Genomic DNA, 25050 nt, shown 5'->3' on the forward strand with positions numbered 1-25050 from the left:
TTTACGTATGATCGTGACGCCAAACACGATGTTTCGCTATCTATGACACGTGAAGAGCAGATAACCCGCAGGGCACCGCAGAACTTCCTCAATGGACTTATCCCCGAAGACCCAGGCACCCGAGAAAACGTGAAGCTGCTCGTCGGCGCACGATCCAGCGGAGCGTGGGATCTGCTGAGCGCAGTGGAGAGCGACCTGCCTGGTGGGATTGTTCTTACGCAGAAGAAGGAGCCCGTGGACCGGGGCACCGCCTTTTCATTCCCTGCCCAAGACTCAGAGGTTGCTGCAAGGATTGAGAGTATCTATCGGGGCGGATCCGGGTTGGGTGATTTTGATGCTCCACCGAGATTCTCCCTGGCTGGCGTCCAGGGAAAGTTTGCGCTGGCTATGGAGAGGGACGAGATTTTTTGGCCTGACGCCGCCACGCCATCGACGCACATAGTAAAGCCGGCACGCAAGGAGCACCCCGGACTGAACCAGCTTGAGTCAGTGTCACTTCATCTTGCCCAGCTCATGGGAGTCCAGGCGGCTGGGGCTGAAGTGATGACATTCCAGTCACAGCAGTCGTTCGTCACCACTCGGTTTGACCGCAGGGTGGACAAGGACGGGAATGTTGTGCGTGTACATATGGAGGATGTGGCTCAAGCTCTTGCCGTGCCTCCTGAGAAAAAGTATCACGTAGGTGCACCACGCACCATCAGGCTCTTGCAGCGATACGGGCGCGACGCAGATACTACCTACGACTTTGTGAAACAGCTCGCTTTCAATATTGCCATCGGAAACGCCGACGCCCATGCCAAGAACTACACGCTCATGCACGGAGCATCGGGCGTCACTCTCTCTGCGATATACGACACTGTGCCGATCGCAATGTTCCCGGAATATGAGCAAAAGCTCGGAATGCGCGTCGGGAACCAGCGCAAGGCCTTCGGGGTCACGTTGGATAACTGGAAATCCCTTTCCAAGAAGACGATGCTCGACTACGACCGTGTCGAATCAATTATCACTAGGCTGAGCGAACGATTTCTGGACCATGCAGAAGCCACCATTGGCCAAACTGAGCTAGGGAAGACGCATAGGGGAGTGCTCGATCAGCTGATGAGATCTGCGGAGAGGAACCTGAGACATCGTCTGGCTCGGTGACAACACCCCCAGATCTTGCACTTCGACAGGGGGCGATGGTCATGCTGGGCCAGCCGCGGGCGTGGCCTCACCCAAGACGAGTAGGCTTGAAGCGTGGCAGCACGAGGCGCAAGCACCAAGACACCGGCAATTTCGTGGCACGAGGCGCGACCCGCGCCGGTCGTGCTCGTGAGCGGCCCCGAAACCTTTCTCGCCGATCGCGCGGTGCAGGCCATTCGCGAGACGCTCGCGAGTGAGCGCAGTGACCTCGAGTTGCATGACCTCGACGCTGCGAGCTATGCGGGCGGGGAACTGTTCACGATCGCGAGCCCGTCGCTGTTCGCCGAGCCGCGCCTCATTCGCGTGGTGAACGTGGAGCGCTGCTCCGACGCTTTCCTGGCAGACGCGCGGCGCTACGTCACCGAACCGGCAGACGATGCGACCCTCGTGCTGCGCCACTCGGGCGGGCAGCGGGGCAAAGCGTTGCTCGACCTGGTGCGTGGCGGGGCGGGCATTGAAGTCGCCTGCCCCGAGATGAAGAAGGACCAAGACCGGGCCGCGTTCGCGCAGGCAGAGTTTCGCAGACTCGGCGCACGCATCACTCCGGGAGGCGTGCGGCAACTGCTCGCCGCCTACGCGGGCGATCTCGGCGAGCTCGCTGGGGCGTGCGCGCAGCTCGTAGAAGTGAGCGGCAAAGACCTCAACGAAGACCACGTGACCCGCGCCACCGAAGGTCGCGTGGAGACGAACGGCTTTAAGGTCGCAGACGCTGCGACGGGCGGCCGAGCGGCCGAGGCGCTCGTGTTACTGAGGCAGGCGTATGCGGGCGGCATCGACCCGATTCCGCTGTTGGCGGCGCTCAACATGAAGGTGCGCGGCATGGCGCGCGTGTTTGGAGCACGCGGCTCAGCGGGTCAGCTCGCTAAAGAGCTCAGCATGGCGCCCTGGCAGGTCGAGCGAGCGATCAAAGACACGCGTGGCTGGCGTGAAGAAGACCTGGCCAGGGCAATCGACCTGGCCGCCGAGACCGAGTGGCTCCTGAAGGGCGGCACCCGCGACCCGCACTTCGCCCTCGAGAAGTACGTGCTCTTTGTGGCGCGGCGCGGACGGGCCTAACCTCACCCGCCGGGCCCTGCGCCACGCCGTCGGGTGTGACGCGCACCGCACAGGCAACAAAAAAGCCCCGCCGAAGCGGGGCTTTTTTGTTAGCCGAAAGGCTACCAGCTGCGAAGCTTAGAGTGCTGCCACCTGGGTAGCGAGAGCCGACTTGCGGTTCGCTGCCTGGTTCTTGTGGATAACACCCTTCGACACTGCCTTGTCGAGCTTGCGCGTAGCGAGCTGGAGCTTCTCCTGCGCAACAGCCTTGTCACCTGCGGCGATAGCGGTGCGGGTTGCGCGAATCGCGGTGCGCAGCTCGCTCTTGTACGCACGGTTGCGCTCGGTTGCCTTCAGGTTGGTCTTGATGCGCTTGATCTGCGACTTGATGTTTGCCACGTTAAGTAGTGTCCTTAAAAACGTAAAAATTGACGGATTGTCCGGTTGGCGAGAGAGGGCACCTTCCGGGGTGTGTGGTTTTAGCCACACGCAAGTCAAGCACCAACACTACCAGACTCTGTGGCACGTTGGGTGCGTGCGTTAGCCGGTCACGGTGACTTCGTCTCCGATCCGGATCACGCCACCGGCAAAGCCGGTGTCGGTGGCGCCGGGCCTCGCCCCAAAAAGATCGAGACCCGCGGGCAGCAGCAGCCTGCCGAGACTCGGCTCGCTCATGCCGAGTGTGCCGGTGAGCGTTTTCAGTACGGGGGCGTCTCGTTCGCCCGAGTCGGGGTTCGCGTGGGTGGCGAGGCAGCGCACGATCGGCCCGCGAGCTACAAAGTCAACGTCGCCAATGCGTACGCCGCCAGCCCACGCGAGTTCCTCGCGCGCAGTAAGGCCCTCGACCACAATGTTCGAACGAAATCTGCGGTCGTCGATGGGAGTGCCGAGCGCCCCTTCGAGCTCGGCAACGCTCGCCTCACCGTGCAGCGAGACATAACCGCGCGGGCGGTCTTGAAACCGTGAGCGCTCACCGTCCCCCACAAGCACGAGGGGCAACCTCCCCGGGCGCGCGAGTTTGCGGCCCTCGGGGGAGGCAAGTACGAACTCGGTGATCGCCGCACAAAACTTCGCGCGGCCGGCGGCGTCCGCGAGCAATGCGTCGACGAGCAGCGTTTCGCCCTCGTGCACGGTCACACGCCCGGTCGAGTGTGAAAACGAAACGTGCAGTCGCGCGAGCGCGGGAAAGTCCTGCAGCGAAAGGCCCAGCGCCTTGGGCCAATAGTCGAGCCCGTCCTGCTCCTCGGCAGTTGCCGCGTCGCCAAACCGAAACGCAAAAAGCCTGTCGCCCGCGACCCGACCATCGGGCAGTATCGTGAGTGATCTGGCGGGCTCGGGAGTAAAACCCTTCACCGGGTATTTGTAGAGCGCTACGACTTTGGGCATGGGTACATACTGGCAGGCCGCGCGAGTGCGCAAGCCTGCGACACCCGGGCGGGAAGCACACACCTCCAATTGGGTGCGCTCGTGCGATAATGACCGGTAATGTCTCCTCGCAGTGTGAACCCCCCAGTCCCGGCCTCGACCGAGCCCGCGATGATCCGCAACTTCTGCATCATCGCGCACATCGATCATGGCAAGTCAACGCTTGCTGACCGCATGCTGCAGGTAACGGGCACTGTCCCGGACCGAGAGATGCGCGCTCAGTACCTCGATCGCATGGATATCGAGCGCGAGCGTGGCATCACGATCAAGTCGCAGGCCGTGCGTATGCACTGGGACGCAGACGGCGGATCGTATGCCCTCAATATGATCGATACGCCCGGTCACGTCGACTTCAGCTATGAGGTGTCGCGCTCGCTCGCCGCGTGCGAGGGCGCCATCTTGCTCGTTGACGCCGCGCAGGGCATTGAAGCGCAAACGCTTGCGAACCTCTACCTTGCTATGGAGAACGATCTTGAGATCATTCCCGTACTCAACAAGATTGACCTGCCCGCGGCAGACCCCGAGCGTGTAGCGCGCGAGATCACCGACCTCATCGGCGGTAACCCCGACGAAATTCTGAAGGTGTCGGGCAAAACCGGTGCCGGCGTCGAGGAGCTGCTCGACCTCGTCGTCAAGCGTATTCCCGCTCCGGTGGGTAACGCTGATGCCCCCGCCCGCGCCATGATCTTCGACTCGGTCTACGACGCGTATCGCGGTGTGGTCACCTATGTGCGCATGATCGATGGCAAGCTGAACCCGCGCGAGAAGATTCAGATGATGTCGACGGGCACCGACCTCGAAGCGCTCGAGATTGGTGTGTCTTCGCCCGGCCCGACTCCCACGAAGGGGCTCGCAGTTGGTGAGGTCGGGTACCTCATTACCGGTGTGAAAGACGTGCGCCAGTCGAAGGTCGGCGATACGGTCACCTCCAAGATCGGCGGCGCTACCGATGCTCTACCCGGTTACACCGACCCCAAGCCGATGGTGTTCTCAGGGCTCTACCCGCTCGACGGCAGTGATTTTCCGGTGCTGCGCGAGGCGCTTGACAAGCTCAAGCTCGAAGATGCGGCGCTGCAGTACGAGCCCGAGACGTCGGTCGCGCTCGGCTTCGGATTCCGTTGCGGGTTCCTGGGCCTGTTGCACCTCGAGATTATCTCTGAGCGCCTGCGCCGCGAGTTTGACCTTGACCTCATTGCCACCGCGCCCAGCGTGGTCTACGAGGTCGTGACCGACGACGGCAGCGAGGTCACGGTCACCAACCCGTCAGAGTACCCCGACGGCAAGATCAAGACCGTGAGCGAGCCTGTTGTGCGCGTCGCGATCCTTACGCCCAAGGACTACGTCGGTGCGATCATGGAGCTGTGCCAGTCGCGCCGCGGCAGCCTGCTCGGCATGGAGTACCTTGGTGAGCGTGTCGAGCTACGCTACAGCATGCCGCTCGGCGAGATCGTGTTCGATTTCTTCGATCATTTGAAGAGCCGCACGCAGGGCTACGCGAGCCTCGACTACGAACCGATGGGCCAGCAAGAGGCAGACCTGGTGAAGGTCGACATTCTGCTGCAGGGCGAGCAGGTTGACGCCTTTAGCGCGATCGTGCACCGCGACAGCGCCTACGCCTACGGCACACTCATGACCGAGCGGCTGCGCAAACTGATTCCGCGCCAGCAGTTCGAGGTGCCCATTCAGGCCGCCATCGGCTCGCGCATCATTGCGCGTGAGAACATTCGCGCGATCCGCAAGGACGTGCTCGCCAAGTGCTATGGCGGCGATATTAGCCGTAAGCGCAAGCTGCTTGAAAAGCAGAAGGAGGGCAAGAAACGCATGAAGATGGTAGGACGCGTCGAGGTGCCTCAGGAGGCGTTTATCGCCGCGCTCTCGGGCGATGTCGAAGGCAAGGAAAGCGGCAAGAAGTGACCGAGGGAACGCCAGCCCGCCGCGGCAGTCACGTGCAGATGCCCGCGGCCTACGCCGCGGTGGGCGCGTCCAAGCAAGCCGATGTCGTGCGGTTTCCGCCCGCTGGTTCGACTGCGTATGAAGAAAGTTTGCGCCTGGGCAGTGGCCAACCGAGATTTTTGATCGCATCGAGTGCCCTCATGACGTGGGCGGCGCAGCTCGGCGCTGGCATGCAGGTTGAACACCTCGGCGGCGCTGACGCGCAAACCTATGCCGGCCCAGAGTTTGGCGCCGACGGCACACCAGTGGCCCCCGCCCATCCCGAAGAAAAGTTCGCGGCCGACGGCACGCCCTATATCGCAGCGGGAAACCGCGTGCGCGTCACCTTTGAAAAGAACGCCACACGCGAACTTCTCGTGGTGTACACGGTCGATGAGCCCCGACGTGCTGGGTTCGCCTGGGGCACGGTCGACACTAACGGACCCGTGGGCGAGCAGCTGTTTGTGGTGGAGCATCGCGACGATGACTCGGTGTGGGCCGTCGCACGAGGTTTTCTTGAAGCGTCAAAGGACGGTCTGTTTGGTCGTAAGGGCAAGCAGGACCTGCAGGCTGCGCTGAACTCGATCGTTCCGCAGCTCCGGGGCCTCCTGCCGGGAGCTGCACAGTCCCGCTCCGGAGACGAGTCTGACCCGACGCCCGAGGCCAGCTAGGTGGGCGCCGCGCTCCCCGAGGGCGATCCGGCGCCCGAAGATGGCCTCCTGCCCGCGAGCGCCGCGATTGGCAGCGACGATCGCCGCTTTGGCGTCTACGTGCACGTGCCGTACTGCCGCGTGCGCTGCGGCTACTGTGACTTCAACACCTACACGGCGCAGGAGCTGGGCGGCGCGCGCCAAGACTCCTACGCCGAAGAGGCTGCCTGGGAGCTGAGCTTTGGCGCCGAGGTGCTGCGGCGCTCGGGTGTCGCCGAACGCCAGGTCTCCACGGTCTTTTTTGGGGGCGGCACCCCCACGCTGCTGCCCGCAAGCGACTTGGCGCTCATGCTGCGCCGGATCAAGGACGAGTGGGGGCTGGCACCAGGAGCCGAGGTGACCACGGAGGCGAACCCCGACTCGGTGGATGCTGCCTACCTGCAGACGCTCGCTGACGCGGGCTTTACGCGTGCAAGCTTTGGCATGCAGTCGGCCGTGCCGAGCGTGCTCAAAACCCTCGACCGCACGCACACGCCCGAGCGGGTGCCCGTGGTTACGCGCCAGGCGCGCGACGCGGGCTTGCAAGTGAGTGTCGACCTGATCTACGGCACGCCAGGGGAGACACTGAGTGACTGGGAGCGCTCGATCGATGCTGCGCTCGCCACTGATCCGGATCATATTTCGGCGTACGCCCTGATTGTTGAACGCGGTACGAAGTTGGCCGCGCAGATTCGTCGCGGCGAGGTCGCGGCTCCCGACGAAGATCTGCACGCTGAGATGTACGAGCTCGCCGAGCAGCGGTTTCGCGAGGCGGGGCTTGCGTGGTACGAGATTAGCAACTGGTCGCGTACGCCCGAGACCCGGTCTCGCCACAACCTTGCGTATTGGACGGGCGAGGATTGGTGGGCCGCTGGGCCCGGCGCGCACAGTCACGTCGGCGGCGTGCGATGGTGGAACGTGAAGCATCCGGGGGCGTATGCGCAGCGTGTCGCCGCAGGCGTGTCGCCGGCTCACTCACGCGAACTGTTGACGGCCGACGCCCGCCGCGAGGAGCGCGTGCTGCTTGAGACCCGCATCGCCGACGGATTGCCCGTCGACGTACTCGAAGCTGCCGGTCGGCGGGCCGTGCCCGAGCTGATTGCCGAGGGGCTGATCGATGGCCGCGCTGCGATTACGGGCAGAGTTGTGCCAACCCTGCGCGGCAGGCTGCTGGCTGACACCGTCGTGCACCGTTTATTGACATAGGGTACAAATAACGTTTATCTATCTTTTTTTGCAGCGCCGAATATTAAACACTGTTTGAAAAGAGTTGCAGAACAGGCTTTGGCAGGCTAACTTCTTGGTGGAGCCACTAGCAGCATTCGTTGCGGCTCCTATCCATTGGATATCCCTGAACCAAAGACGTAAGGATGTTCTGCATGTCTGTAAAGAAACCACTAGCCGTTGTCGCGACAGCGGCCATGGTTGTGTCGGGCGCCGCGTTCGGCTCTTCTGCCGCCCAGGCAGAGCCGGTCGCCCCGACGACTGTCTACATGCCCGCGGCCGGCATCACTGGCCCAGACGAGGCTGGCGAGTCTGCTGTCTACAACGAATGGCACTTTGGCCCCAAGGACAGCGAGCCACAGCGCGTCAAAACCGCCGATCAGGCACGCAATGGCCTTGTCGTCAAGGCTGGCACAGAAGCCCAGATCATCAAGGGCAACGGTAACGACGTCACGGTGCCCACGGAGGCAGAGAATGTAGCTGCCCTGCTCGGCTCACTGGGTGTTGTGGCCTCTGATGATGCGGCCATCACCTACCAGGTGGGCGTGCGCGTAAAGGATGACGTGGAGGAGAAGGGTTGGAAGGGCTGGAGCACGCTTCGCGCAGATGCTTCGAACCCGGCCCTGTGGACCTCGAGCAAGCCCATTTGTGACGTCGCCGCTGGCACGCCGACTGACCTGCAGGCATTCATCGACGGCTGCGGCGAAGACCTCTACACGATTAGCACCGGGGTGCTCGTATACCGCCCGGCGGCCGACGTGCTCGTCTCGTCGTTCACCGATGGCGCCACGACGACCAAGTTCTACGCTGAGCCGGCGGCTGCGGCGGCGGGTGCCGAGTCGTCTGCGTATGTCGAGGCCAAGGACATTCGCGCGAACGAAGAGACGTATCCTGGCTGGCACAATGGCGATAAGTCGGGCGCTGAGGCGTATGAAACGGTCGCCGGCGAGAAGGATGCGACCATCGGCCTGAAGGTGACAGGCAAGACTCAGATTCTCAACGGCTTTGCCGATGAGGATTTCCAGGCGAACGCCGCGGAGTTCGCCGCTGCGATGCAGATCGATGTCGTCGAGGGCGAGGTCTGGGCTCAGGTGCCGGTCTTTGCGTACCCCGAAGGTGCTCAGAAGGAAGTCTTTACGACGCTGCGTGCACTCGTGCCCGAGAGTGGCAAGCTCTCTGAGGCCACCGAGTGGGTTTCGTCGAAGCAGGTCGGCTCGCTCGCAGCGAACACACCCGCACCGTTTGCTGACGTGCTCGCTGCCCTCGGCGATCACGACGTGATCGGCTACGGCTTCTTTGTTGACACGGGCAAGGTCGCGACCGTCAAGTCGATCTCGTTCAACGGCGCAACCACCACGTTTGCGAAGGACGCGACGCCGGAGGAGCCCGTCGTTCCCCCCAAGACGGGTGTTGAGCTGAGCGACATCACTCCGACCACGAAGTTCTCCAAGGAGATCACCTGGCTCGCAGAGACCGGCGTGACCACCGGGTACAAGCAGAACGACGGCACGTTCAAGTTCATGCCCAAGGAGAAGGTCACGCGTGAAGCCATGGCGGCCTTCCTGTACCGCCTCGCACCGGCCGAGGACAAAGCTGGCTTCAAGGCGCCGACTAAGTCGCCGTTCGCTGACCTAAAGCTCGGCGACAAGTTCTACAAGGAGATCACCTGGGCGCACAAGCAGGGCCTCGTTACTGGCTGGGCTCAGAACACCGGCCTGCCGAAGTTCCAGCCGAAGTCGAACGTCGATCGCGATGCCGTGGCCGCGTTCATGTTCCGCCAGCACGCCCCTAAGGGCTACAAGGCCGCCGGTGAATCACCATTCGCTGACATGAAGAAGAGCGACAAGTTCTACAAGGAGATCCACTGGATGGGCACCACGGGTCTCTCGACCGGCAACAAGCAGTCGTCGGGCAAGCCCACCTACAAGCCCAAGGACAACACCACGCGTGAGGCAATGGCAGCATTCCTCTACCGTGCAGATGGTCTTCTCGGCTAGGGTGTAACACTGCGCGGCGCGGGCACCGGCTTCGGCCGGTGCCCGCGCTTCGTCGTTCTCGCGCAAACCTCGGGTGCACCTGCGCCGACCATTACTCCCATAATTTCGCCCGCAGTGAAGCTCAGCGAGCTCGTGGCGAGGCGCGGGTGCTCTGCGATAGACTTAGCAGTCGGAATAGGCGAGTGCTAGGGGAGGGCGACATGGTCTCGGAACGCAGCCTGGCGGTGCTGCACGCGATCGTGGGCGACTTTGTCTCCTCGAACGAACCCGTTGGCTCAAAGGCCATCGTTGAGCGGCACCAGTTCGGCGTTTCAGCCGCCACCATTCGCAATGACATGGCACTGCTCGAAGAAGACGAGCTGATCGCCCAACCGCACACCTCCTCTGGGCGGGTGCCCACCGACAAAGGGTACCGACTCTACGTTGACACCCTCGCCAAAATCAGGCCACTCTCAGGCTCCCAGCGCTCAGCGATCGAGCGTTTTCTGGGCGAGTCAAGCGACCTTGACGATGTGATGGCGCGCACGGTGCGCATGCTTGCGCAGCTCACCAACCAGGTCGCCGTGGTGCAGTACCCCACTCTGGGCGGCACCACCGTACGCCACATTGACCTCGTCGCACTCGGTGAAGATCGTGTGCTGTGCGTTTTAATCTTGGGCTCGGGTGTTGTCGAACAACAGCTCGCCTGGCTTCCTGCGGCGCGGGTGACCGAAGCGTGGGTGCACGGACTGCGCGACCGCATCGCCACAGCGGTCGTTGGCGCCGATGTCGAATCGGGCGTCGTTCAGATCGCGGCACTGTCAGACACCGCAGGCGAGTGGGCAGATGCGGCCGAAGCGCCGGTCGTTGACCGCGTGCTCGAGGTGGTACGTAGCCAGCTGCAAGCAAACCGTAGCGAACGCATCGCGTTTGCTGGAGCCGCGAACCTCACCCGCGGTGACGCGTTCGCGGGCTCTCTGCCCGGTGTGCTCGATGCGATCGAAGAGCAGGTTACGCTGCTGCGACTGTTTGGAGAACTCGTACAAGAAGGGCGCACCGTCGCGGCCTCCATTGGACGAGAGAACGAGCCCTACGGGTTACCGACCGCCTCGATCATCGCCTCCCGCTACGAAGACGGCGGAGCCTCATCGAAGCTCGGCGTGCTCGGCCCCACCCGCATGGACTACGCCGGCAACATCGCGGCAGTGCGTGCCGTCGCCAGATACTTGAACCAAATCTTGGGTGAGGGGTCAGCGTGACCCCGCCAGCCCATGACCGTCACAACCACTGAGGAGCCAGGCCTGTGGCCGACCACTACGAAACCCTCGGAGTCTCGCGCGAAGCGACCCCAGAAGAAATCAAGAAGGCGTACCGCAAGCTGGCCCGTCAGCTGCACCCCGACGTCAACCCCAGCGAAGAGGCGTCTGAGCGCTTTAAGAGCGTGACGCACGCCTACGACGTGCTCAGCGACCCCGAGCAGCGCCAGAACTATGACATGGGTGGCGGCCAAAACGGTGCGGGCGGCTTCGGTGACATCTTCGAGACGTTCTTCGGTGGCGGCGGTTTTGGTGGCGGCCAGCGTGGCCCTCGGCCGCGCGCCGAGCGCGGTGAAGACGCGATGATCCGGGTCGATGTGACTCTCGAAGACGTGATGTTCGGCGTGCAGCGTGACGTCACCGTCAACACGGCGGTGCTGTGTGACCTGTGTCAGGGCAGTTGCTGCCAGCCGGGCACCCACCCCGTCACCTGTGACGTGTGCAACGGTCAGGGGCAGGTGCAGCGCCAGGTGCGCTCACTGTTTGGCAACGTGGTGACCATGCACCCGTGTGGTAGCTGCCAGGGGTACGGCACCGTCATCGAGAACCCCTGCGTCGAGTGTGGCGGCAAGGGCCGCGTGCGTGAGCGGCGCACCATTCCCATCGATATTCCCTCGGGCATCGACACGGGCACCCGCCTGCAGCTGCGCGGCGGCGGTGAAGTGGGCCCGGGCGGTGGCCCCAACGGTGACCTTTTTATCGAGTTCCGCGTCATGCACCACGACATTTTCAGCCGCGACGGCAACGACCTCCTGTGCACCATGCAGGTGTCGATGACCGACGCTATTCTTGGCGCGAGCGCGAGCCTCGCTGGCATCGACGGCGCCATCGAGACCGAGGTGCCTGCCGGTACTCAGTCGGGCGATATCATCACGATTCGCGGTCGCGGTATTCAGGGGCTGCGCTCAACCAACCGTGGTGACGTGAAGATCGCCGTGCAGGTGTCGACGCCCACCAAGCTTTCGGGCCGCGAAAAGGACCTGGTGCGCCAGCTCGCCACCCTGCGGGGCGAAGAGAAGCCGCACCTGGGCGAGTTTCAGCAGGGCTTCTTCGGCAAGATGCGCGACCGGTTCTTTAGGGGTAACTAGCCGCATGGCTAACCTGTACTACGCCGAGCAGCTCGCCCGGGCCGACTTCGCGCCCGGCGAGCTGATTACGGTGACCGGCGACGAAGCGCACCACGCAGTGCGGGTGAGTAGGCTGCGTGTCGGCGAACGCATTCTGGTCGGTGACGGCCAGGGCACGCTCGGTGAGGGCACCGTCGAAACGGCCGACCGCGAGCGCTTCACCGTGCGTCTCGACTCCGTGAGCCTGCCCGGCGAAACTCCCGGCGCCCAGGCCCCCGAGCTCGTGCTGGTGCAGGCCCTCGCCAAGGGCGACCGCGACGAGCGCGCGGTCGAACAGGCCACCGAATTTGGCGTCGACGCCATCGTGCCTTGGCAAGCCGAACGCTCGGTCTCGCGCTGGAGCGGCAGCGGCGACAAAGCTGAAAAGGGCCGCGATAAGTGGCAGCGCATCGCGCGTGAGGCCGCCAAACAGTCACTGCGCCCCCGGATCCCCGGGGTACGGCCGCTCGCCACCCTCGGCGAGCTGTGTGAGCTCGCCGCGCGCGGAGACAGCGCCGTCGTAGCGCTGCACCCGCGCGGCAACAACCCGCTGAGCGCGTGGGCCGCGCAGCTTACTGCGCGAGCAGCCGCGACCGCGGGCGACGGGATCCGGCATATTTATCTCGTCGTGGGGCCCGAAGGGGGTTTTTCTGACGGCGAGCTCGATCGCCTTGAGGCGGCGGGCGCGCAGGTCGCGGTGCTCGGTGAGACGGTGCTGCGCACGTCGTCAGCGGGACCCGCCGCGCTCGCGGTGCTGAACCTCGCGTTGGGACGCTGGTAGCCGGGCCCTAAACAGCTGCCCTAAACTAGAGTCATGGCTGAAGAAACCGTGTTCGGTAAGATCGTGTCGGGCGAGATTCCCGTGAAGATTCTCGCAGAGACGGAGCGCGTGATCGCGTTTCCAGACATCGCCCCGCAGGCACCCGTGCACATTCTGGTGATTCCCAAAACCACCGCGTACAAGAACGTCACCGAGCTTGCCGCGGCCGAGCCCGAGACGCTCGCCGAGATGGTTCAGGTGGCGCAACAGCTCGCCACCGAACACGCCAGCGGCGAGTATCGACTCATTTTTAACACGGGCGCTGGCGCTGGCCAGACAGTATTTCACGTGCACGCCCACCTGCTCGCAGGCAACCTTGAGGAGCGTACGCTCGTTGGATCCTGATATGCGGGCGACCACGCCCGAAGCGCCCGCGCTGCAGCGCACAGTGCTGCTCGAGGGCGTCGACCTGGGGTCACTCCTCGGGCATCGCGACCGGCTCGTGGGTGACCTCGAACGCAACCACCCCGGCGTCGATTTTCACGTACGCGACCAGGTGCTCACGATGCGCGGTCCTGTCACGCTCGTGCGTGCGGCCGAACAGGCCGTCGGCGAGATCTTGAAGCTTGCCAAAGCGAGCGGCGCGGTCTCGGCGAACGACGTCACCGAAATTACCCGCATGGTGCGCGACGGCAACGGCCCGACCGCGGCCCAGCTCTTGAGCGAGCCGATCGTGACCGTACGCGGGCACGCGGTACGCCCGCAAACGCGGGGGCAACGGGCGTATGTCGACGCGATTGCAGACAACACGATCGTGTTTGGCCTGGGGCCCGCCGGTACGGGCAAGACGTACCTCGCGATGGCGAAGGCCGTGCAGGCGCTGCAGCGCCGCGAGGTGGCAAAGATTATTCTCACGCGGCCAGCGGTCGAAGCAGGCGAACGGCTGGGATACCTGCCCGGATCCCTCGAAGACAAGATTGACCCATACTTGCGGCCGCTGTTTGACGCGATCGGTTCGCTCATGGACGTCGACGTGGTGCCCAAGCTGCTCGCGAGCGGCACGATCGAGGTAGCCCCGCTCGCCTACATGCGCGGCCGCACCCTCAACGAGGCCTTCGTGGTGCTCGATGAGGCACAAAACACGACGCCCGAGCAGATGAAAATGTTTCTCACTCGCTTGGGCTACGGCTCGAAGATGGTGGTCACGGGCGACCTCACACAGGTAGATCTGCCTGTCGCTTCGAGTGGATTGCGGGTCGTGAGCCAGATTCTCGACGGCGTCGAAGACGTTCACTTTGCACACCTGGGCGCCGACGACATTGTGCGGCACAGCCTCGTGGGGCGCATCGTCGACGCATACACCGCCTACGACGAACGCCGTGCAGCACTCAAATCTGTGCATGCAAACACGCAGCAGCAAACACACACCACACCACAGGGAGGGTCGCGATGACCGTCGAGATCAACAACGAGTCGGGCGCGCAGATCGAAGAGGCACGCATGCTGCGCCTCGCGGCCTTTGTGCTCGAGTCACTGCACGTACACCCAGACACCGAACTCGGCGTGATGCTCGTCGCCGAGGACGCGATGGAGCAGCTGCACGTGCAGTGGATGAACGAGCCGGGCACGACCGATGTGCTCAGCTTTCCCATGGACGAGCTGCGTCCCGGCCGCGTTGACGCCATGACCCCGGCCGGCCTCCTCGGTGACGTAGTGATCTGCCCGCAGGTGGCCGAAGTGCAGGCGCAGGCGGCAGGCCATGATCTCGCCCAAGAAATCTCGGTGCTGCTCACCCATGGCATGCTGCACCTGCTCGGTTTCGACCACGCAACGCCCGACGAAGAAACTGAAATGTTTGGGCTGCAGCGCGATCTGCTGCTCTCGTTCGCAATGCGCGAGCGGTCGCGATGAATCTAGCCCTCATCGTTCTGCTGCTGGGCGCCGCACTCGTGCTGCTGAGCCTCGGCGGCACGCTCGCCGCGGCAGACGCCGCGCTCGGCGTGCGCTCGCGTGCAGAGCTCATGGCGCTCGCAGACGAATCGCCGCGCACCGGCCGCGCGATTCGCGCGATCGCGGCAGACGAGGGGAGCCACCTCGATGCGCTCGGATTTGCGCGCGTGTTCGCCGAGACCGTATCGGCCGTGCTCATCACCCTCGTGCTCGCATACTCACTTGAAGAGTTGTGGCTCGAGCTCGTGCTCGCCACACTCGTGATGACGGCCACGACGTTCGTGCTCGTGGGATCGAGCCCCCGCACAGTCGGTACGCACCACCCTGACGCCGTAATTCGCTTCGCCGCGCCCGCGGTGCGCGCGGTACGCGTGCTGCTCGGCCCGATCGCCACGGGTCTCATGCGCTTTGGCGACCGGGTCACCCCGGGTCGCGCCGCGGGGCGGGCCCGGATCAGGGATGAACAACAGCTCTTATCGATGGTTGACCAGGCGGCAGAGCAGGCCCTGCTTGAAGACGATGACCGTGAGTACATTCACTCGCTCGTCGAATTTGGGGGCACCCTCGTGCGCGAGGTGATGGTGCCCCGCATCGACATGGTGACGTTGCCGGCCGACCTGCCGGTGCGTGAGTCGCTCGAGCAGATGCTGGCATCACGTCACTCGCGTATTCCCGTCATCGCCGACGACGTCGACGACATCGTGGGTGTGGTCTATCTGCGCGACGTGAGTGGTTTCGTGCTGCGCCGCCCAGACGAAGCAGAGACCAAGCCGGTGACGCGCATCGCGAAGCCAGCGATCTTTGTGCCAGAGCTACAGAGGGCCGATAGCCTGCTGCGGCAGATGCAGCGCGAAGCCAACCACCTCGCGATCGTCGTCGACGAATACGGCGGAGTGTCTGGTCTCGTCACGCTCGAAGACCTCATCGAAGAGCTGCTGGGCGAGATAAACGACGAGCACGATCGCGAACAGGCCGAGGTGCAGCCCCAAGCCGACGGCTCGTTTCTGGTGAGCGCCCGCCTGGGGGTTGACGAATTGGGCGAGCTGTTTAGTATCGAGCTCGAAGATGACGAGGTGGACACCGTGGGTGGACTCGTCGCGAAGGGGCTCGGTAGGCTGCCCGACGAGGGCGACACCGTCACCGTGTCGGGTATTGAACTTGAAGCGGTGAGCGTTATGCGCAAACTGCAGCGCCTCACAACCGTGCGGGCGAGCTGGGTGGGAGAACCCGAGGAGAAGGACACAGAATGACCGAACATATCGAACAGGCCGCACAGGCCGAAGACCAACCCACACGAGCGGGATTTGTATCGTTTGTGGGCCGACCCAACGTCGGCAAATCGACACTTACGAACGCTCTCGTGGGCGAAAAGATCGCGATCACGAGCCCCAAACCGCAGACGACGAGGCGCGCGATTCGTGGCATCGCGCACCGTGAGAACGGTCAACTTATCATCGTCGATACCCCCGGTATCCACCGCCCGCGCACCCTGCTTGGCGAGCGCCTGAACGCGCTTGTTGAAGACACGCTTGGCGATGTCGACGTGATCGGGTTCTGCGTGCCCGCGAACGAGAAGCTCGGCCCGGGCGACCGGTTCATTAACGACCGGCTCGACGACTTTCCGCGCGCCAAGAAGGTGGCCGTCTTGACGAAGGTTGACGAGGCTTCGAAGTCTGAGATCATCGACCAGCTCACGCGCCTCGGTGAGCTGCGCGAGTGGGACGCCGTCGTGCCAATCTCGTCGGTGACGCGCGAACAGCTCGACGTGCTCTCTGACGTGCTGCTCGACCTGATGCCCGAGTCACCGCTGCTGTATGAGAGTGACCGCACAACAGACGAGAGCGAAGACGACCGCATCGCCGAACTAATTCGTGAGGCGACGCTGCAGAGCGCGCGCGAAGAGCTGCCGCACTCGCTGGCAGCGACGGTCGACGACCGCGAGGAACGCGAAGACGGGCTGCTCGAGATCTACGCATCGATCTACGTCGAGCGCGACAGCCAGAAAGGTATCGTGATTGGCAAGGGCGGTTCACAGTTGCGCGCCTCCGGCGAGCGCGCCCGTAAGGGCATCGAAGAGCTGCTGGGGCGCCGCGTTTACCTGTCGCTGCGCGTTAAGGTTCTGAAAGAGTGGCAGCGCGACCCCAAGGCCTTGGGTAAGCTCGGTTTCTAACGGAGCCCAAAGATGGGTTGCCAGACAGGGGGAACCAACATGTTCGCGCTAGAAACCATCACAGATTCGACATCACTGGCTGCTTTGAACGGCACGACCACCGTGATCGCACTGATCTGGTACGTGATTATTGTGATCGCGCTGTGGCGGGTGTTCTCGAAGGCGGGGTACCCCGGCATTCTCGCCATCATTCCAATTGTCAACGTCTTCTTCTTGGTGAAGATTGCGGGCTATTCGGCCTGGATGACCCTTTTGCTGTTCGTCCCCATCGTGAACTTCATTTTCGCGATCTTTGTGGCGCTGCGCACCGGTGAACGCTTTGGCAAGGGAGGGGTGTTCTCGATCTTCTTGCTCTGGCTGTTCTCGGCCATCGGGTACCTGATTCTCGGGTTCGGTAGCGCCACCTACAGCCCGCGCAGGCGCTAACGCCCGCCCGAGAACCCGCCACCGCCGCCACCGCCGGCGAACCCGCCGCCAGATGAACCTCCCGAGCTGCTCGAGGTGTAGCTCACCGCAGACGTAAACGACGAAGTGAACGACGAGATCGTACTTTCGATCCCGACGATCCCCGCCGCACTATGGCCGAGGGCAGAGCCAACGACCCACAACGGCACATACCCCGTCGTCTCTTCGTAGCGCACCTCGAGCACTCGACCCCATCGCTTCTGCAGCCCAAACAGCATGGCGTAGGGCAGCAGCCGCTCGTACAGGTGCACAACTGCGACACCGTCGACGTCACGCCGCTCGGCGCCCGCGTATGACTGCAGCACCTCGAGCCGGTCGGCCTCTGCCACCCGAATGAACTCGCGCACACCCAGCAGATGTTCGCGGGCCTCGGCGCCTGCGCGCGTGTGCACCCAGCGGGGTACCGTGCCCAACACACTGCCGGCGAGCGCGCCACCGCCCACCGCGATCGCAATCAGCGGCCACGGTGTTTCGCGTGTAACAAGTGCGGTAAACCCGAGCGCTATCGCGGCGGCCGAGAACACGATTCCCACGATGCCGATGACGCGGCCAGCGGGGGAGTACGCCTGCTCGAAATACCCGCGCGACCGTGCCGCACTGATGCCCGTCCCTTTGAGTTTCTCCATCGCACGCGCAAACTTCGCGTCGCTGCGCGGCACTTCGCGAGCGGCCCCGGGGGTGACGCTCGCGAACGCGCGCGCAAGCGTGCGCTGGTCAAGCGGGTCTACCGCACGTGAGGGGTCAACAATACGCAGGGTCGGCCGCGGCTCTTTGCCGAAGATACCCGGGCGGGCTTCGCCCGCTTCGATCCGAAGAGCGCCCCTAACCGCCAGGTGCACGAACTCCGCGGGCACCGGATGCGGCGAGGCTCCCACGATGCTTGCGGCTACGAGCGGTGGCAGCGCCTCAGGTACCTCGTACTGCGCGACGATCGTGCCGCGCATGGTGCGACGTTTACGGCGCAGCTGCGCCGCGAACGCAAACGATGTTCCGCCGATCACGAGTGCCGTGCCCGCCAGTACGAGCGGCAACGTGTCGAGCACCGGATCGGGGAGCCGCGTGGCAGGCTGCACGACCGCACCCGGCGCGAGGCCGATCGCCACCGTCACACCCTCGTAGGGCGCGAGCTGTCCCGCTTCGACACTCCAAGAAGTCCTTCCGACCGTAGCTTCAACCGCGGTTTCAGGCTCAGGCTCAGTGCCGAGTTCGATCATGCACTCTGTGCCCGTGCCAGCGGCGCCTGCATAGCAGCGGGCATCGCCGGTGAGCTCCTGGGCGAGCTGCTCATCGAACGAGATGTGCGCGGTAAAGCTCGCGACGGGTTGCGCATGTTCGAAGTCCATCAGATCCCAGTAGAACTCGTCTGCGGCCCCGTCATCGCGGGCGAGCACCACGTCGCTCAACGTGTACGAGATCACGTATGTCGTTACACCGTGTACGAAATCGTCGCCTCCCGTGAGAACCGCCGTGAAGCCGTCGTCGCTTTCGAGCTCGAAGGGCACCGCACGCCCCGCTTCGTCGGTGACGCTGAAGTCGCGCGGGTCGAGATTTGCGCCTTGATATCGCTCGGGTATGCCGCGCACAATGCCACGGTTCTGGTCGTGGTCAGGGAACACGGCGGTGATCGTTTCGGTGACGTGCGCGACGGCTCTCCCCGCCTCATCAACACCCACCTCATACTCGACGGCCCAGCTGTCGTACCGGTAATCCTGCACGTCGGCGTGCGCGCCTGCCCCAGCAAACGAGAGCAGAATGAGCGCGATGAAGAGCGCCACGGCGGTGCCAAGGGTACCCCTGAAGGCACGGCGGGCAGGGGGGAAGGAGGAAGCGCGCATGCCTTCTAGGCTAGCGAGGCGACTCGATCCGGATCTCGCTACACGCGCGCAAACCGGGCTTGGAGCTGTGATAGATTGAGCACATGCTGTTCGGCTCGCTCCTCCTTAGCTGCCGCGACGAGGCCTAATTCATCGGCCTTCCTCGTCGCGGTGTTCGTGTTTGGCTGAAGCCCTAGCTAGATGAGAAAGACGAGTCAATGAAGAACACTCAGCAGCCCTCTGGAATGCCGATTCACCGGTACCGCCCCTTCCACGAAATCATCAACGTGGAGCTGCCTGACCGCACGTGGCCCACGAAGCGCATCACCGAAGCGCCGCGCTGGTGCGCGGTCGACCTGCGCGACGGCAACCAGGCGCTCATCGATCCGATGAGCCCCGAGCGCAAGCGCATCATGTTCGATCTGCTCGTGAAGATGGGCTACAAAGAGATCGAGGTCGGGTTTCCGTCTGCCAGCCAGACCGACTTTGACTTTGTGCGCCAGCTAATCGAAGAAGATGCGATCCCGGGCGATGTCACGATTCAGGTACTGACCCAGGCACGCGAGCACCTGATCAAGCGCACCTACGAGTCGCTGATCGGTGCGAAGCAGGCGATCGTGCACCTGTACAACTCGACGAGCATTCTGCAGCGCGACGTCGTGTTTCAAAAGGACCGCGAGGGCATTAAGCAGATGGCCGTCGACGGCGCAAACATGTGCCGTTCGTTTGAGCACATCTGCGAGGGCACCGAGGTGTTCTACGAATACTCACCCGAGTCGTACACGGGCACCGAGCTCGAGTATGCGCTGGAGGTGTCAAACGCTGTGCTCGAGGTGTTCGAGCCGACGCCCGAGCGCAAGGTGATCATAAACCTCCCGGCGACCGTCGAAATGGCGACCCCCAACGTGTACGCCGACTCGATCGAGTGGATGAGCCGGCACCTGAACCACCGCGAGAATGTGATCCTGTCGCTGCACCCGCACAATGACCGCGGCACCGCCGTGGCTGCCGCTGAGCTCGGGTATCTCGCCGGCGCAGACCGCATCGAGGGTTGCCTCTTCGGGAACGGTGAGCGCACGGGCAACGTCGACCTTGTCGCGCTCGGCATCAACATGTTCACGCAGGGCATCGACCCGCAGATCGACTTCTCACGCCTCGACGAGGTGCGCCGCACCGCTGAGTACTGCAACCAGCTGCGCGTGCCCGAGCGTAGTCCGTGGGCGGGCGACCTCGTATACACCGCGTTCTCGGGATCGCACCAAGACGCGATCAAAAAGGGTTTCGAGCGCATGGCGCAAGACGCTGAGGCTGCCGGAGTCTCGATCGACGACATCGAGTGGGCCGTGCCTTACCTGCCGGTCGATCCGAAGGACCTGGGGCGTTCGTACGAGGCCGTGATTCGCGTGAACTCGCAATCGGGTAAGGGTGGTGTCGCATACCTGCTGAAGACCGATCACGCTCTCGACCTGCCGCGTAGGCTGCAGATCGAGTTCAGCGCGGTCGTGCAGAACGTGACCGATTCTGAGGGCGGCGAAGTGTCGAGCGAGTCGATCTGGAGCATCTTCCAAGACGAGTATCTGCCTGTCGCGCTGGCAGAAGGCGGCGACGCCGCGGGCGAGCAGTGGGGCCAGTACGAACTGTTTCGCACGCAGACGACGAGCGCGGGCGACGGCGTCACCGAGCTTTCAGCCGACTACCGTGACGGCTCTGAACGCAAGCAGCTCACCGCTCGCGGCAATGGCCCCGTTGACGCGTTTATTAACGCCCTCAACGATGATGGCCATGCGGTCACGCTGTTCGACTACGTCGAGCACGCCATGAGCTCGGGCGGCGACGCCGTCGCGGCAGCCTACGTCGACCTCGAGGTTGACGGCCAGCGCCTGTGGGGCGTCGGGATCGACGCCGACACGAGCCGCGCGACCCTCAAGGCTATTGTGAGCTCGGTGAACCGCGCTGTGCGCAACGCCTCGGCCAAGGAGCCCGTCGCCGCCACGGCGTAGCGACTCTTGCACCGGCATGACGCCGCGCCGTGCGTTCGGATTTTTGTTCGAACACGCGGCGCGGCGTCGCTGCATATGTCGGGGATGCAACATAGGGTAGGCGTGTGATTGCATCGTTGTCTGGGCCCGTACTGTCGTCGGGCGCCGGTTGGGCCGTGGTTGGTGTGGGCGGTATTGGCATGCGCGTTGAGCTGCCCAGTGGGCGCGTGTCGCAGGCCACAGTGGGGGAGTCGCTCACCGTGCACACCTCGCTCGTGGTGCGCGAGGACTCGCTCACACTCTTCGGTTTTCACACTCAAGATGAGCTCGAAGTGTTTGGCCACCTCATTGGCGTCACCGGTGTCGGCCCGCGCAGCGCACTCGGTGTGATCTCTGCCCTCACGCCAGCCGAGATCTCACGCGCGGTCGCCGCAGAGGACGAGAAGGTGTTTCGTAAGGTCTCGGGCATCGGCCCCAAAACCTCAAAGCTCATCGTGATCTCACTTGCCGGCAAACTCGAAGGCCTCGCCCTCGAGGGTGAGGCTGCGGCGGCCGTCGATGATGCCACCGCACACGTCGCGGCGGTGCAGGAGGGCCTCATGGGGCTCGGCTGGAATGAGAACGCGGCCAAGGCGGCTGTCGAAGACGCCGTCGCGGCGGGCGCCCCCAGTGACAGTGCCGGCCTACTTCGCGCGGCCCTCGCCCTGCTTCAGGCCGCTAAGGGCGGCACGCGATGACGGGCGAACTGTCGGCACAGGCTGCGCCCTCAGAGCAGGGTTATGAGGGCGCGCTGCGCCCTGCGACGCTGTCTGAGTTTGTGGGCCAGGCGAAGGTGCGCAAGCAGCTGGGCCTGCTGCTCAATGCCGCTTCCATGCGCAATCACACGCCGGATCACATCTTGCTTGCGGGCCCGCCCGGGCTCGGGAAGACCACGCTGTCAATGATCGTCGCCGCCGAGGTCGATAAGCCGCTGCACCAAACTTCTGGGCCCGCTATTCAGCACGCTGGAGATCTCGCGGCCGTGCTCTCTGCGCTCACCCCCGGTGAAGTGCTGTTCATTGACGAGATACACCGCATGGCCCGCAGTGCCGAGGAGATGCTCTACCTCGCGATGGAGGACTTCAAGGTCGACATCATGGTCGGCAAAGGCGCGGGCGCGACCTCAGTGCCGCTCGAGCTGTCGCCGTTCACTCTTGTGGGGGCGACAACCCGCGCGGGCCTTCTGCCGAACCCACTGCGCGATCGGTTTGGTTTCACAGCTCACCTCGAGTTCTACTCAGACGACGAGCTCACGAGCGTGGTGACACGGGCGTCACGCCTGCTTGGCTTTGAGGTGTCTGAGGTGGGGCTTGAAGAGATTGCCAGGCGCTCACGCGGTACACCGCGTATTGCGAACAGGCTGCTGCGCCGCGTGCGCGACTACAGCCTCGTACACGACCTGCCGGGCGACACCGCCGCGGTGCAAGCGGCGCTTGCGCTCTATGACGTTGACGCGCACGGCCTCGATCGCCTCGACCGTGAAGTGCTCAAAGCCGTCGTTGAACGGTTCGAGGGAGGCCCGGTGGGCCTCTCGACCCTCGCGGTGTCTGTTGGAGAAGAAGCCGAGACCATCGAAGCGGTGGTAGAGCCGTTTCTCGTGCGCGCTGGATTGCTCACGCGCACACCGCGAGGCAGGGTAGCAACGAGGCTCGGATTCGAGCACGTCTTGGGTCACGCAGCTTAACGCGGGGTGGCTGCGGCGAGCTGCCAGCTAAATCACGATAGGCTGGGGAAATCTGTGCCCCGCGTGCGTGCACGCTCACTGGAAGGACCTCCCTTGGACCCGATTACCCTCATGATGTTCGCGCTCATCGCAGTGATGATCTTCTTCATGTTCCGCAACAGCAAGAAGCGTCAGCGTACGATGCAGGAGCTGCAGAACAACATGCGCCCGGGAGCCGAGGTGATGCTCCAGTCGGGTATCTACGGCACGCTCGAGGACATTGACGAAGAGACCAACCGCGCCACGATTCGCAGCGGTACCACGACGCTCGTGGTGCACCGCAACGCGATCTCACAGGTCGTTACCCCCGTTGAAGGGGCCGACGCCCAGGCCGAGACCGGCAGCCTCGCCCCCGACGATGACCCTGCATTTGGCGAGCACATTGCCGACACTAAGTCTGATGCCGATCAGAGCGCCGACGCTGGCGACGACTCGAACGAGAAGCCCGGCGACGAGCCCGGCGAAGAGACAAACCCCAAGGCGTAAGCCTCGGGGCGATCTCGGCATCCCCTCATTCCCTCATAGAAAGCAGTCACTGTGGCGTCGTCTCCCGCTGTGCGCAGGGCCCGTAAGTCCCTGATTTTCCTCCTTGTCCTTATAGTCGGTCTCGCCGGTCTCATCACCTACGGTGTGTTTCGCAGCGACGCGACATGGACACCTAAACTCGCCCTCGACCTGCAGGGCGGCACCCAGATTCTGCTTGCCGCAGAACAAACCGATGGCAAGGCCATTGCGGGTGAGCAGTTGCAGCAGGCCGTTTCGATCATTCGTCAGCGTGTTGACGCTGCTGGTGTCTCTGAAGCAGAGATCACCACGCAGGGCAGCCAGCACATCTCGGTTTCAATTCCCGGCAAGGCCGACGAGGCGACGCTGCAGCGCATTGAAGCGTCGGCGAAGCTCGACTTCCGCCCCGTGCTCGCGGTGGGTGTTGGTATCGACCTGACGAGCCTCGGGCAGTCGGGCGAAGACGCCGAAGGTGAAGACGCTGAAGCTGCGGCCGCTGAGAAGGCGGCGCAGGAGAAGGCCGCAGAGGGCCCCCTCGATCCGAGCCCGCTGCCGAAGGAGGCCGGTGACCTCGCGTGGGTGACCCCGGCCCTCCAAGCCAAGTTCGATACGTTCACCTGTGCGTCTGACGAAGCACTCGATGCGCGTGACTCGAAGGCGGACCGCCCGCTCATCACGTGTGATGACACTGGCACAGCGAAGTACCTGCTCGGCCCTGTTGAACTGAACGGTGCAGTCATCACCGACGCGACCGCGCAGATGGGTACCACCTCGACGGGCGCAACGACCGGTGAGTGGGTCGTGCAGATCACCATGAACAAGAAGGGCGCCGACAAGTTCGGCAAGATTAGCACGCGCCTGTTCGGTGCTCCCGAACCGCAGAACCAGTTCGCGTTCGTGCTTGACGGCAGCGTGCTTTCAGCCCCGACGATGCAGGGCCAGATTCTCGACGGCCGCCCTTCAATCAGCGGCTCGTTTACCCAGGACTCAGCTCAGGCACTCGCTGATCAGCTGAAGTTCGGTGCGCTGCCGATGGACTTCACCGTGCAGAGCCAGGAAGACATTTCGGCGACGCTCGGCACGAACCAGCTGTGGGCCGGCCTGTTGGCTGGTCTTATCGGTCTGGGCCTCGTGGTGATCTACTCGATCTTCCAGTACCGCGCGCTCGGCTCGCTGACGATCGCCTCGCTCGCGGTGGCCGGTGTGCTCACCTACCTGCTGCTCACGTTCTTCTCGTGGCGCCAGGGGTACCGACTCTCGCTCGCGGGCGTCGCCGGTATTATCGTGGCCGTCGGCTTCACGGCCGACTCGTTTATCGTCTACTTCGAACGTATTCGAGACGCGCTGCGCGATGGCTTCTCGATTGAGAACGCGGTTGAAAACGGATGGAAGAAGGCGTTCCGTACCGTTCTTGCTTCTGACGGTGTGAACTTCTTGGCGGCAGCCATCTTGTTCGTGCTCGCCGTGGGTAGCGTGAAGGGCTTCGCGTTTACGCTCGGCCTCACGACCCTCGTCGACATCATTGTTGTCGCGCTCTTCACACACCCGATGATGACGCTTCTTGCGCGCACCAAGTTCTACCAGTCGGGGCACAAATTCTCGGGCCTCGACCCGCAGGGCTTGGGTGCCGTCTACCGCGGCCGCGCCGCCTTCCGTGAGCCCGCCGCCGCGGGCAAGAAGAAGAACCAGAAGAGCGCCCGCGAAGCAGAACGCCGGCAGACCATCGCGGAGCGCAAGGCCGCCGCTGGAAAGGAGAGCTAA

The 25050-nt window shown here is 63.7% G+C and carries 23 protein-coding genes; 20 read left to right on the forward strand and 3 right to left on the reverse strand.

Annotation, left to right across the window (positions count from 1 at the left end):
• A partial coding sequence (locus ACXR2T_RS11890; protein ID WP_489945536.1) for a HipA domain-containing protein occupies positions 1-1143 on the forward strand: 1143 nt, incomplete at its 5' end.
• 93 nt (positions 1144-1236) lie between these two features.
• A complete protein-coding gene (holA, locus tag ACXR2T_RS11895; RefSeq protein ID WP_458812921.1) occupies positions 1237-2238 on the forward strand; it encodes a DNA polymerase III subunit delta in 1002 nt (333 codons plus the stop codon).
• Between the two features lie 117 nt (positions 2239-2355).
• On the opposite strand, the gene rpsT is transcribed toward holA, so the two are convergent.
• The gene (rpsT, locus tag ACXR2T_RS11900; protein WP_458812919.1) at positions 2356-2616 is read right to left on the reverse strand and encodes a 30S ribosomal protein S20; all 261 of its coding nucleotides are present in this window, start codon (positions 2614-2616) and stop codon (positions 2356-2358) included.
• A 141-nt stretch (positions 2617-2757) separates the two neighbouring features.
• Positions 2758-3603, reverse strand: coding sequence for an MOSC domain-containing protein (locus ACXR2T_RS11905; protein ID WP_458812917.1), 846 nt, complete (start codon positions 3601-3603; stop codon positions 2758-2760).
• A 99-nt stretch (positions 3604-3702) separates the two neighbouring features.
• Between ACXR2T_RS11905 and lepA the strand changes: the two genes are divergently transcribed.
• The 13 genes from lepA to ACXR2T_RS11970 all read left to right on the forward strand — a co-directional run bounded on the left by lepA (position 3703) and on the right by ACXR2T_RS11970 (position 17191).
• On the forward strand, positions 3703-5556 hold the full coding sequence (gene lepA, locus ACXR2T_RS11910) for a translation elongation factor 4 (protein ID WP_458839538.1): 1854 nt from the start codon (positions 3703-3705) through the stop codon (positions 5554-5556).
• Positions 5553-6245 (forward strand): DUF1990 family protein, encoded by a 693-nt coding sequence (locus ACXR2T_RS11915; protein ID WP_458839540.1) that lies wholly within the window; start codon positions 5553-5555, stop codon positions 6243-6245. The genes lepA and ACXR2T_RS11915 overlap by 4 nt, the downstream gene beginning before the upstream one ends.
• A complete protein-coding gene (gene hemW, locus ACXR2T_RS11920; RefSeq protein ID WP_458839542.1) occupies positions 6246-7469 on the forward strand; it encodes a radical SAM family heme chaperone HemW in 1224 nt (407 codons plus the stop codon).
• Positions 7470-7642: 173 nt separating this feature from the next.
• Positions 7643-9484 carry an S-layer homology domain-containing protein gene (locus ACXR2T_RS11925; protein WP_458839543.1) on the forward strand — a complete coding sequence of 614 codons (1842 nt, stop codon included), beginning with the start codon at positions 7643-7645 and terminating at the stop codon, positions 9482-9484.
• 200 nt (positions 9485-9684) lie between these two features.
• Positions 9685-10722: a heat-inducible transcriptional repressor HrcA gene (gene hrcA / locus ACXR2T_RS11930; protein ID WP_458839544.1), complete on the forward strand. Its 1038-nt coding sequence runs from the start codon at positions 9685-9687 to the stop codon at positions 10720-10722.
• A gap of 44 nt (positions 10723-10766) precedes the next feature.
• Complete coding sequence (dnaJ, locus tag ACXR2T_RS11935; RefSeq protein WP_458812894.1) at positions 10767-11867, forward strand: molecular chaperone DnaJ; 1101 nt, start codon at positions 10767-10769, stop codon at positions 11865-11867.
• 4 nt (positions 11868-11871) lie between these two features.
• Positions 11872-12666 (forward strand): 16S rRNA (uracil(1498)-N(3))-methyltransferase, encoded by a 795-nt coding sequence (locus tag ACXR2T_RS11940; RefSeq protein ID WP_458839546.1) that lies wholly within the window; start codon positions 11872-11874, stop codon positions 12664-12666.
• Positions 12667-12699: 33 nt separating this feature from the next.
• Entirely contained in the window at positions 12700-13050 is a 351-nt protein-coding gene (locus tag ACXR2T_RS11945; RefSeq protein ID WP_458812890.1) for a histidine triad nucleotide-binding protein, read from the forward strand.
• A gap of 1 nt (position 13051) precedes the next feature.
• The gene (locus ACXR2T_RS11950) at positions 13052-14098 is read left to right on the forward strand and encodes a PhoH family protein (protein ID WP_458839548.1); all 1047 of its coding nucleotides are present in this window, start codon (positions 13052-13054) and stop codon (positions 14096-14098) included.
• A complete protein-coding gene (ybeY, locus tag ACXR2T_RS11955; RefSeq protein WP_458812886.1) occupies positions 14095-14556 on the forward strand; it encodes an rRNA maturation RNase YbeY in 462 nt (153 codons plus the stop codon). The genes ACXR2T_RS11950 and ybeY overlap by 4 nt, the downstream gene beginning before the upstream one ends.
• Positions 14553-15845, forward strand: a complete 1293-nt coding sequence (locus ACXR2T_RS11960) for a hemolysin family protein (RefSeq protein WP_458812884.1) — start codon at positions 14553-14555, stop codon at positions 15843-15845. Before ybeY ends, ACXR2T_RS11960 begins: the two co-directional genes overlap by 4 nt.
• Positions 15842-16765, forward strand: coding sequence for a GTPase Era (gene era, locus ACXR2T_RS11965; RefSeq protein WP_458812882.1), 924 nt, complete (start codon positions 15842-15844; stop codon positions 16763-16765). The genes ACXR2T_RS11960 and era overlap by 4 nt, the downstream gene beginning before the upstream one ends.
• A 39-nt stretch (positions 16766-16804) precedes the next feature.
• Complete coding sequence (locus ACXR2T_RS11970) at positions 16805-17191, forward strand: DUF5684 domain-containing protein (RefSeq protein WP_458812880.1); 387 nt, start codon at positions 16805-16807, stop codon at positions 17189-17191.
• Here ACXR2T_RS11970 and ACXR2T_RS11975 read toward each other — a convergent pair.
• On the reverse strand, positions 17188-19005 hold the full coding sequence (locus ACXR2T_RS11975; RefSeq protein ID WP_458839550.1) for a DUF2207 domain-containing protein: 1818 nt from the start codon (positions 19003-19005) through the stop codon (positions 17188-17190). The genes ACXR2T_RS11970 and ACXR2T_RS11975 overlap by 4 nt on opposite strands.
• 257 nt (positions 19006-19262) lie before the next feature.
• On the opposite strand from ACXR2T_RS11975, the gene leuA reads away from it, so the two are divergent.
• The 5 genes from leuA (at position 19263) to secD (ending at position 25050) form a co-directional block, all read left to right on the forward strand.
• Positions 19263-21044, forward strand: a complete 1782-nt coding sequence (gene leuA, locus ACXR2T_RS11980) for a 2-isopropylmalate synthase (RefSeq protein WP_458839552.1) — start codon at positions 19263-19265, stop codon at positions 21042-21044.
• A 104-nt stretch (positions 21045-21148) separates the two neighbouring features.
• A complete protein-coding gene (ruvA, locus tag ACXR2T_RS11985) occupies positions 21149-21760 on the forward strand; it encodes a Holliday junction branch migration protein RuvA (RefSeq protein ID WP_458839553.1) in 612 nt (203 codons plus the stop codon).
• Complete coding sequence (gene ruvB, locus ACXR2T_RS11990) at positions 21757-22746, forward strand: Holliday junction branch migration DNA helicase RuvB (protein ID WP_458839554.1); 990 nt, start codon at positions 21757-21759, stop codon at positions 22744-22746. Before ruvA ends, ruvB begins: the two co-directional genes overlap by 4 nt.
• Positions 22747-22839: 93 nt before the next feature.
• Complete coding sequence (gene yajC, locus ACXR2T_RS11995; RefSeq protein ID WP_458812870.1) at positions 22840-23271, forward strand: preprotein translocase subunit YajC; 432 nt, start codon at positions 22840-22842, stop codon at positions 23269-23271.
• A gap of 51 nt (positions 23272-23322) precedes the next feature.
• Positions 23323-25050 (forward strand): protein translocase subunit SecD, encoded by a 1728-nt coding sequence (gene secD / locus ACXR2T_RS12000; protein ID WP_458839555.1) that lies wholly within the window; start codon positions 23323-23325, stop codon positions 25048-25050.

The sequence above is a fragment of the Leucobacter faecis genome (genome assembly GCF_054456635.2).

What these genes read in the sequence shown, in the direction of transcription:
- ACXR2T_RS11960 (WP_458812884.1), top strand. Translation starts at nt 14,553, where the DNA reads ATGAATCTAGCCCTCATCGTTCTGCTGCTGGGCGCCGCACTCGTGCTG.
- ACXR2T_RS11950 (WP_458839548.1), top strand. Translation starts at nt 13,052, where the DNA reads ATGCGGGCGACCACGCCCGAAGCGCCCGCGCTGCAGCGCACAGTGCTG.
- ruvB (WP_458839554.1), top strand. Translation starts at nt 21,757, where the DNA reads ATGACGGGCGAACTGTCGGCACAGGCTGCGCCCTCAGAGCAGGGTTAT.
- ybeY (WP_458812886.1), top strand. Translation starts at nt 14,095, where the DNA reads ATGACCGTCGAGATCAACAACGAGTCGGGCGCGCAGATCGAAGAGGCA.
- ACXR2T_RS11905 (WP_458812917.1), bottom strand. Translation starts at nt 3,603, where the DNA reads ATGCCCAAAGTCGTAGCGCTCTACAAATACCCGGTGAAGGGTTTTACT.
- ACXR2T_RS11970 (WP_458812880.1), top strand. Translation starts at nt 16,805, where the DNA reads ATGTTCGCGCTAGAAACCATCACAGATTCGACATCACTGGCTGCTTTG.
- ACXR2T_RS11940 (WP_458839546.1), top strand. Translation starts at nt 11,872, where the DNA reads ATGGCTAACCTGTACTACGCCGAGCAGCTCGCCCGGGCCGACTTCGCG.
- ACXR2T_RS11945 (WP_458812890.1), top strand. Translation starts at nt 12,700, where the DNA reads ATGGCTGAAGAAACCGTGTTCGGTAAGATCGTGTCGGGCGAGATTCCC.
- leuA (WP_458839552.1), top strand. Translation starts at nt 19,263, where the DNA reads ATGAAGAACACTCAGCAGCCCTCTGGAATGCCGATTCACCGGTACCGC.
- era (WP_458812882.1), top strand. Translation starts at nt 15,842, where the DNA reads ATGACCGAACATATCGAACAGGCCGCACAGGCCGAAGACCAACCCACA.
- ACXR2T_RS11925 (WP_458839543.1), top strand. Translation starts at nt 7,643, where the DNA reads ATGTCTGTAAAGAAACCACTAGCCGTTGTCGCGACAGCGGCCATGGTT.
- lepA (WP_458839538.1), top strand. Translation starts at nt 3,703, where the DNA reads ATGTCTCCTCGCAGTGTGAACCCCCCAGTCCCGGCCTCGACCGAGCCC.
- hrcA (WP_458839544.1), top strand. Translation starts at nt 9,685, where the DNA reads ATGGTCTCGGAACGCAGCCTGGCGGTGCTGCACGCGATCGTGGGCGAC.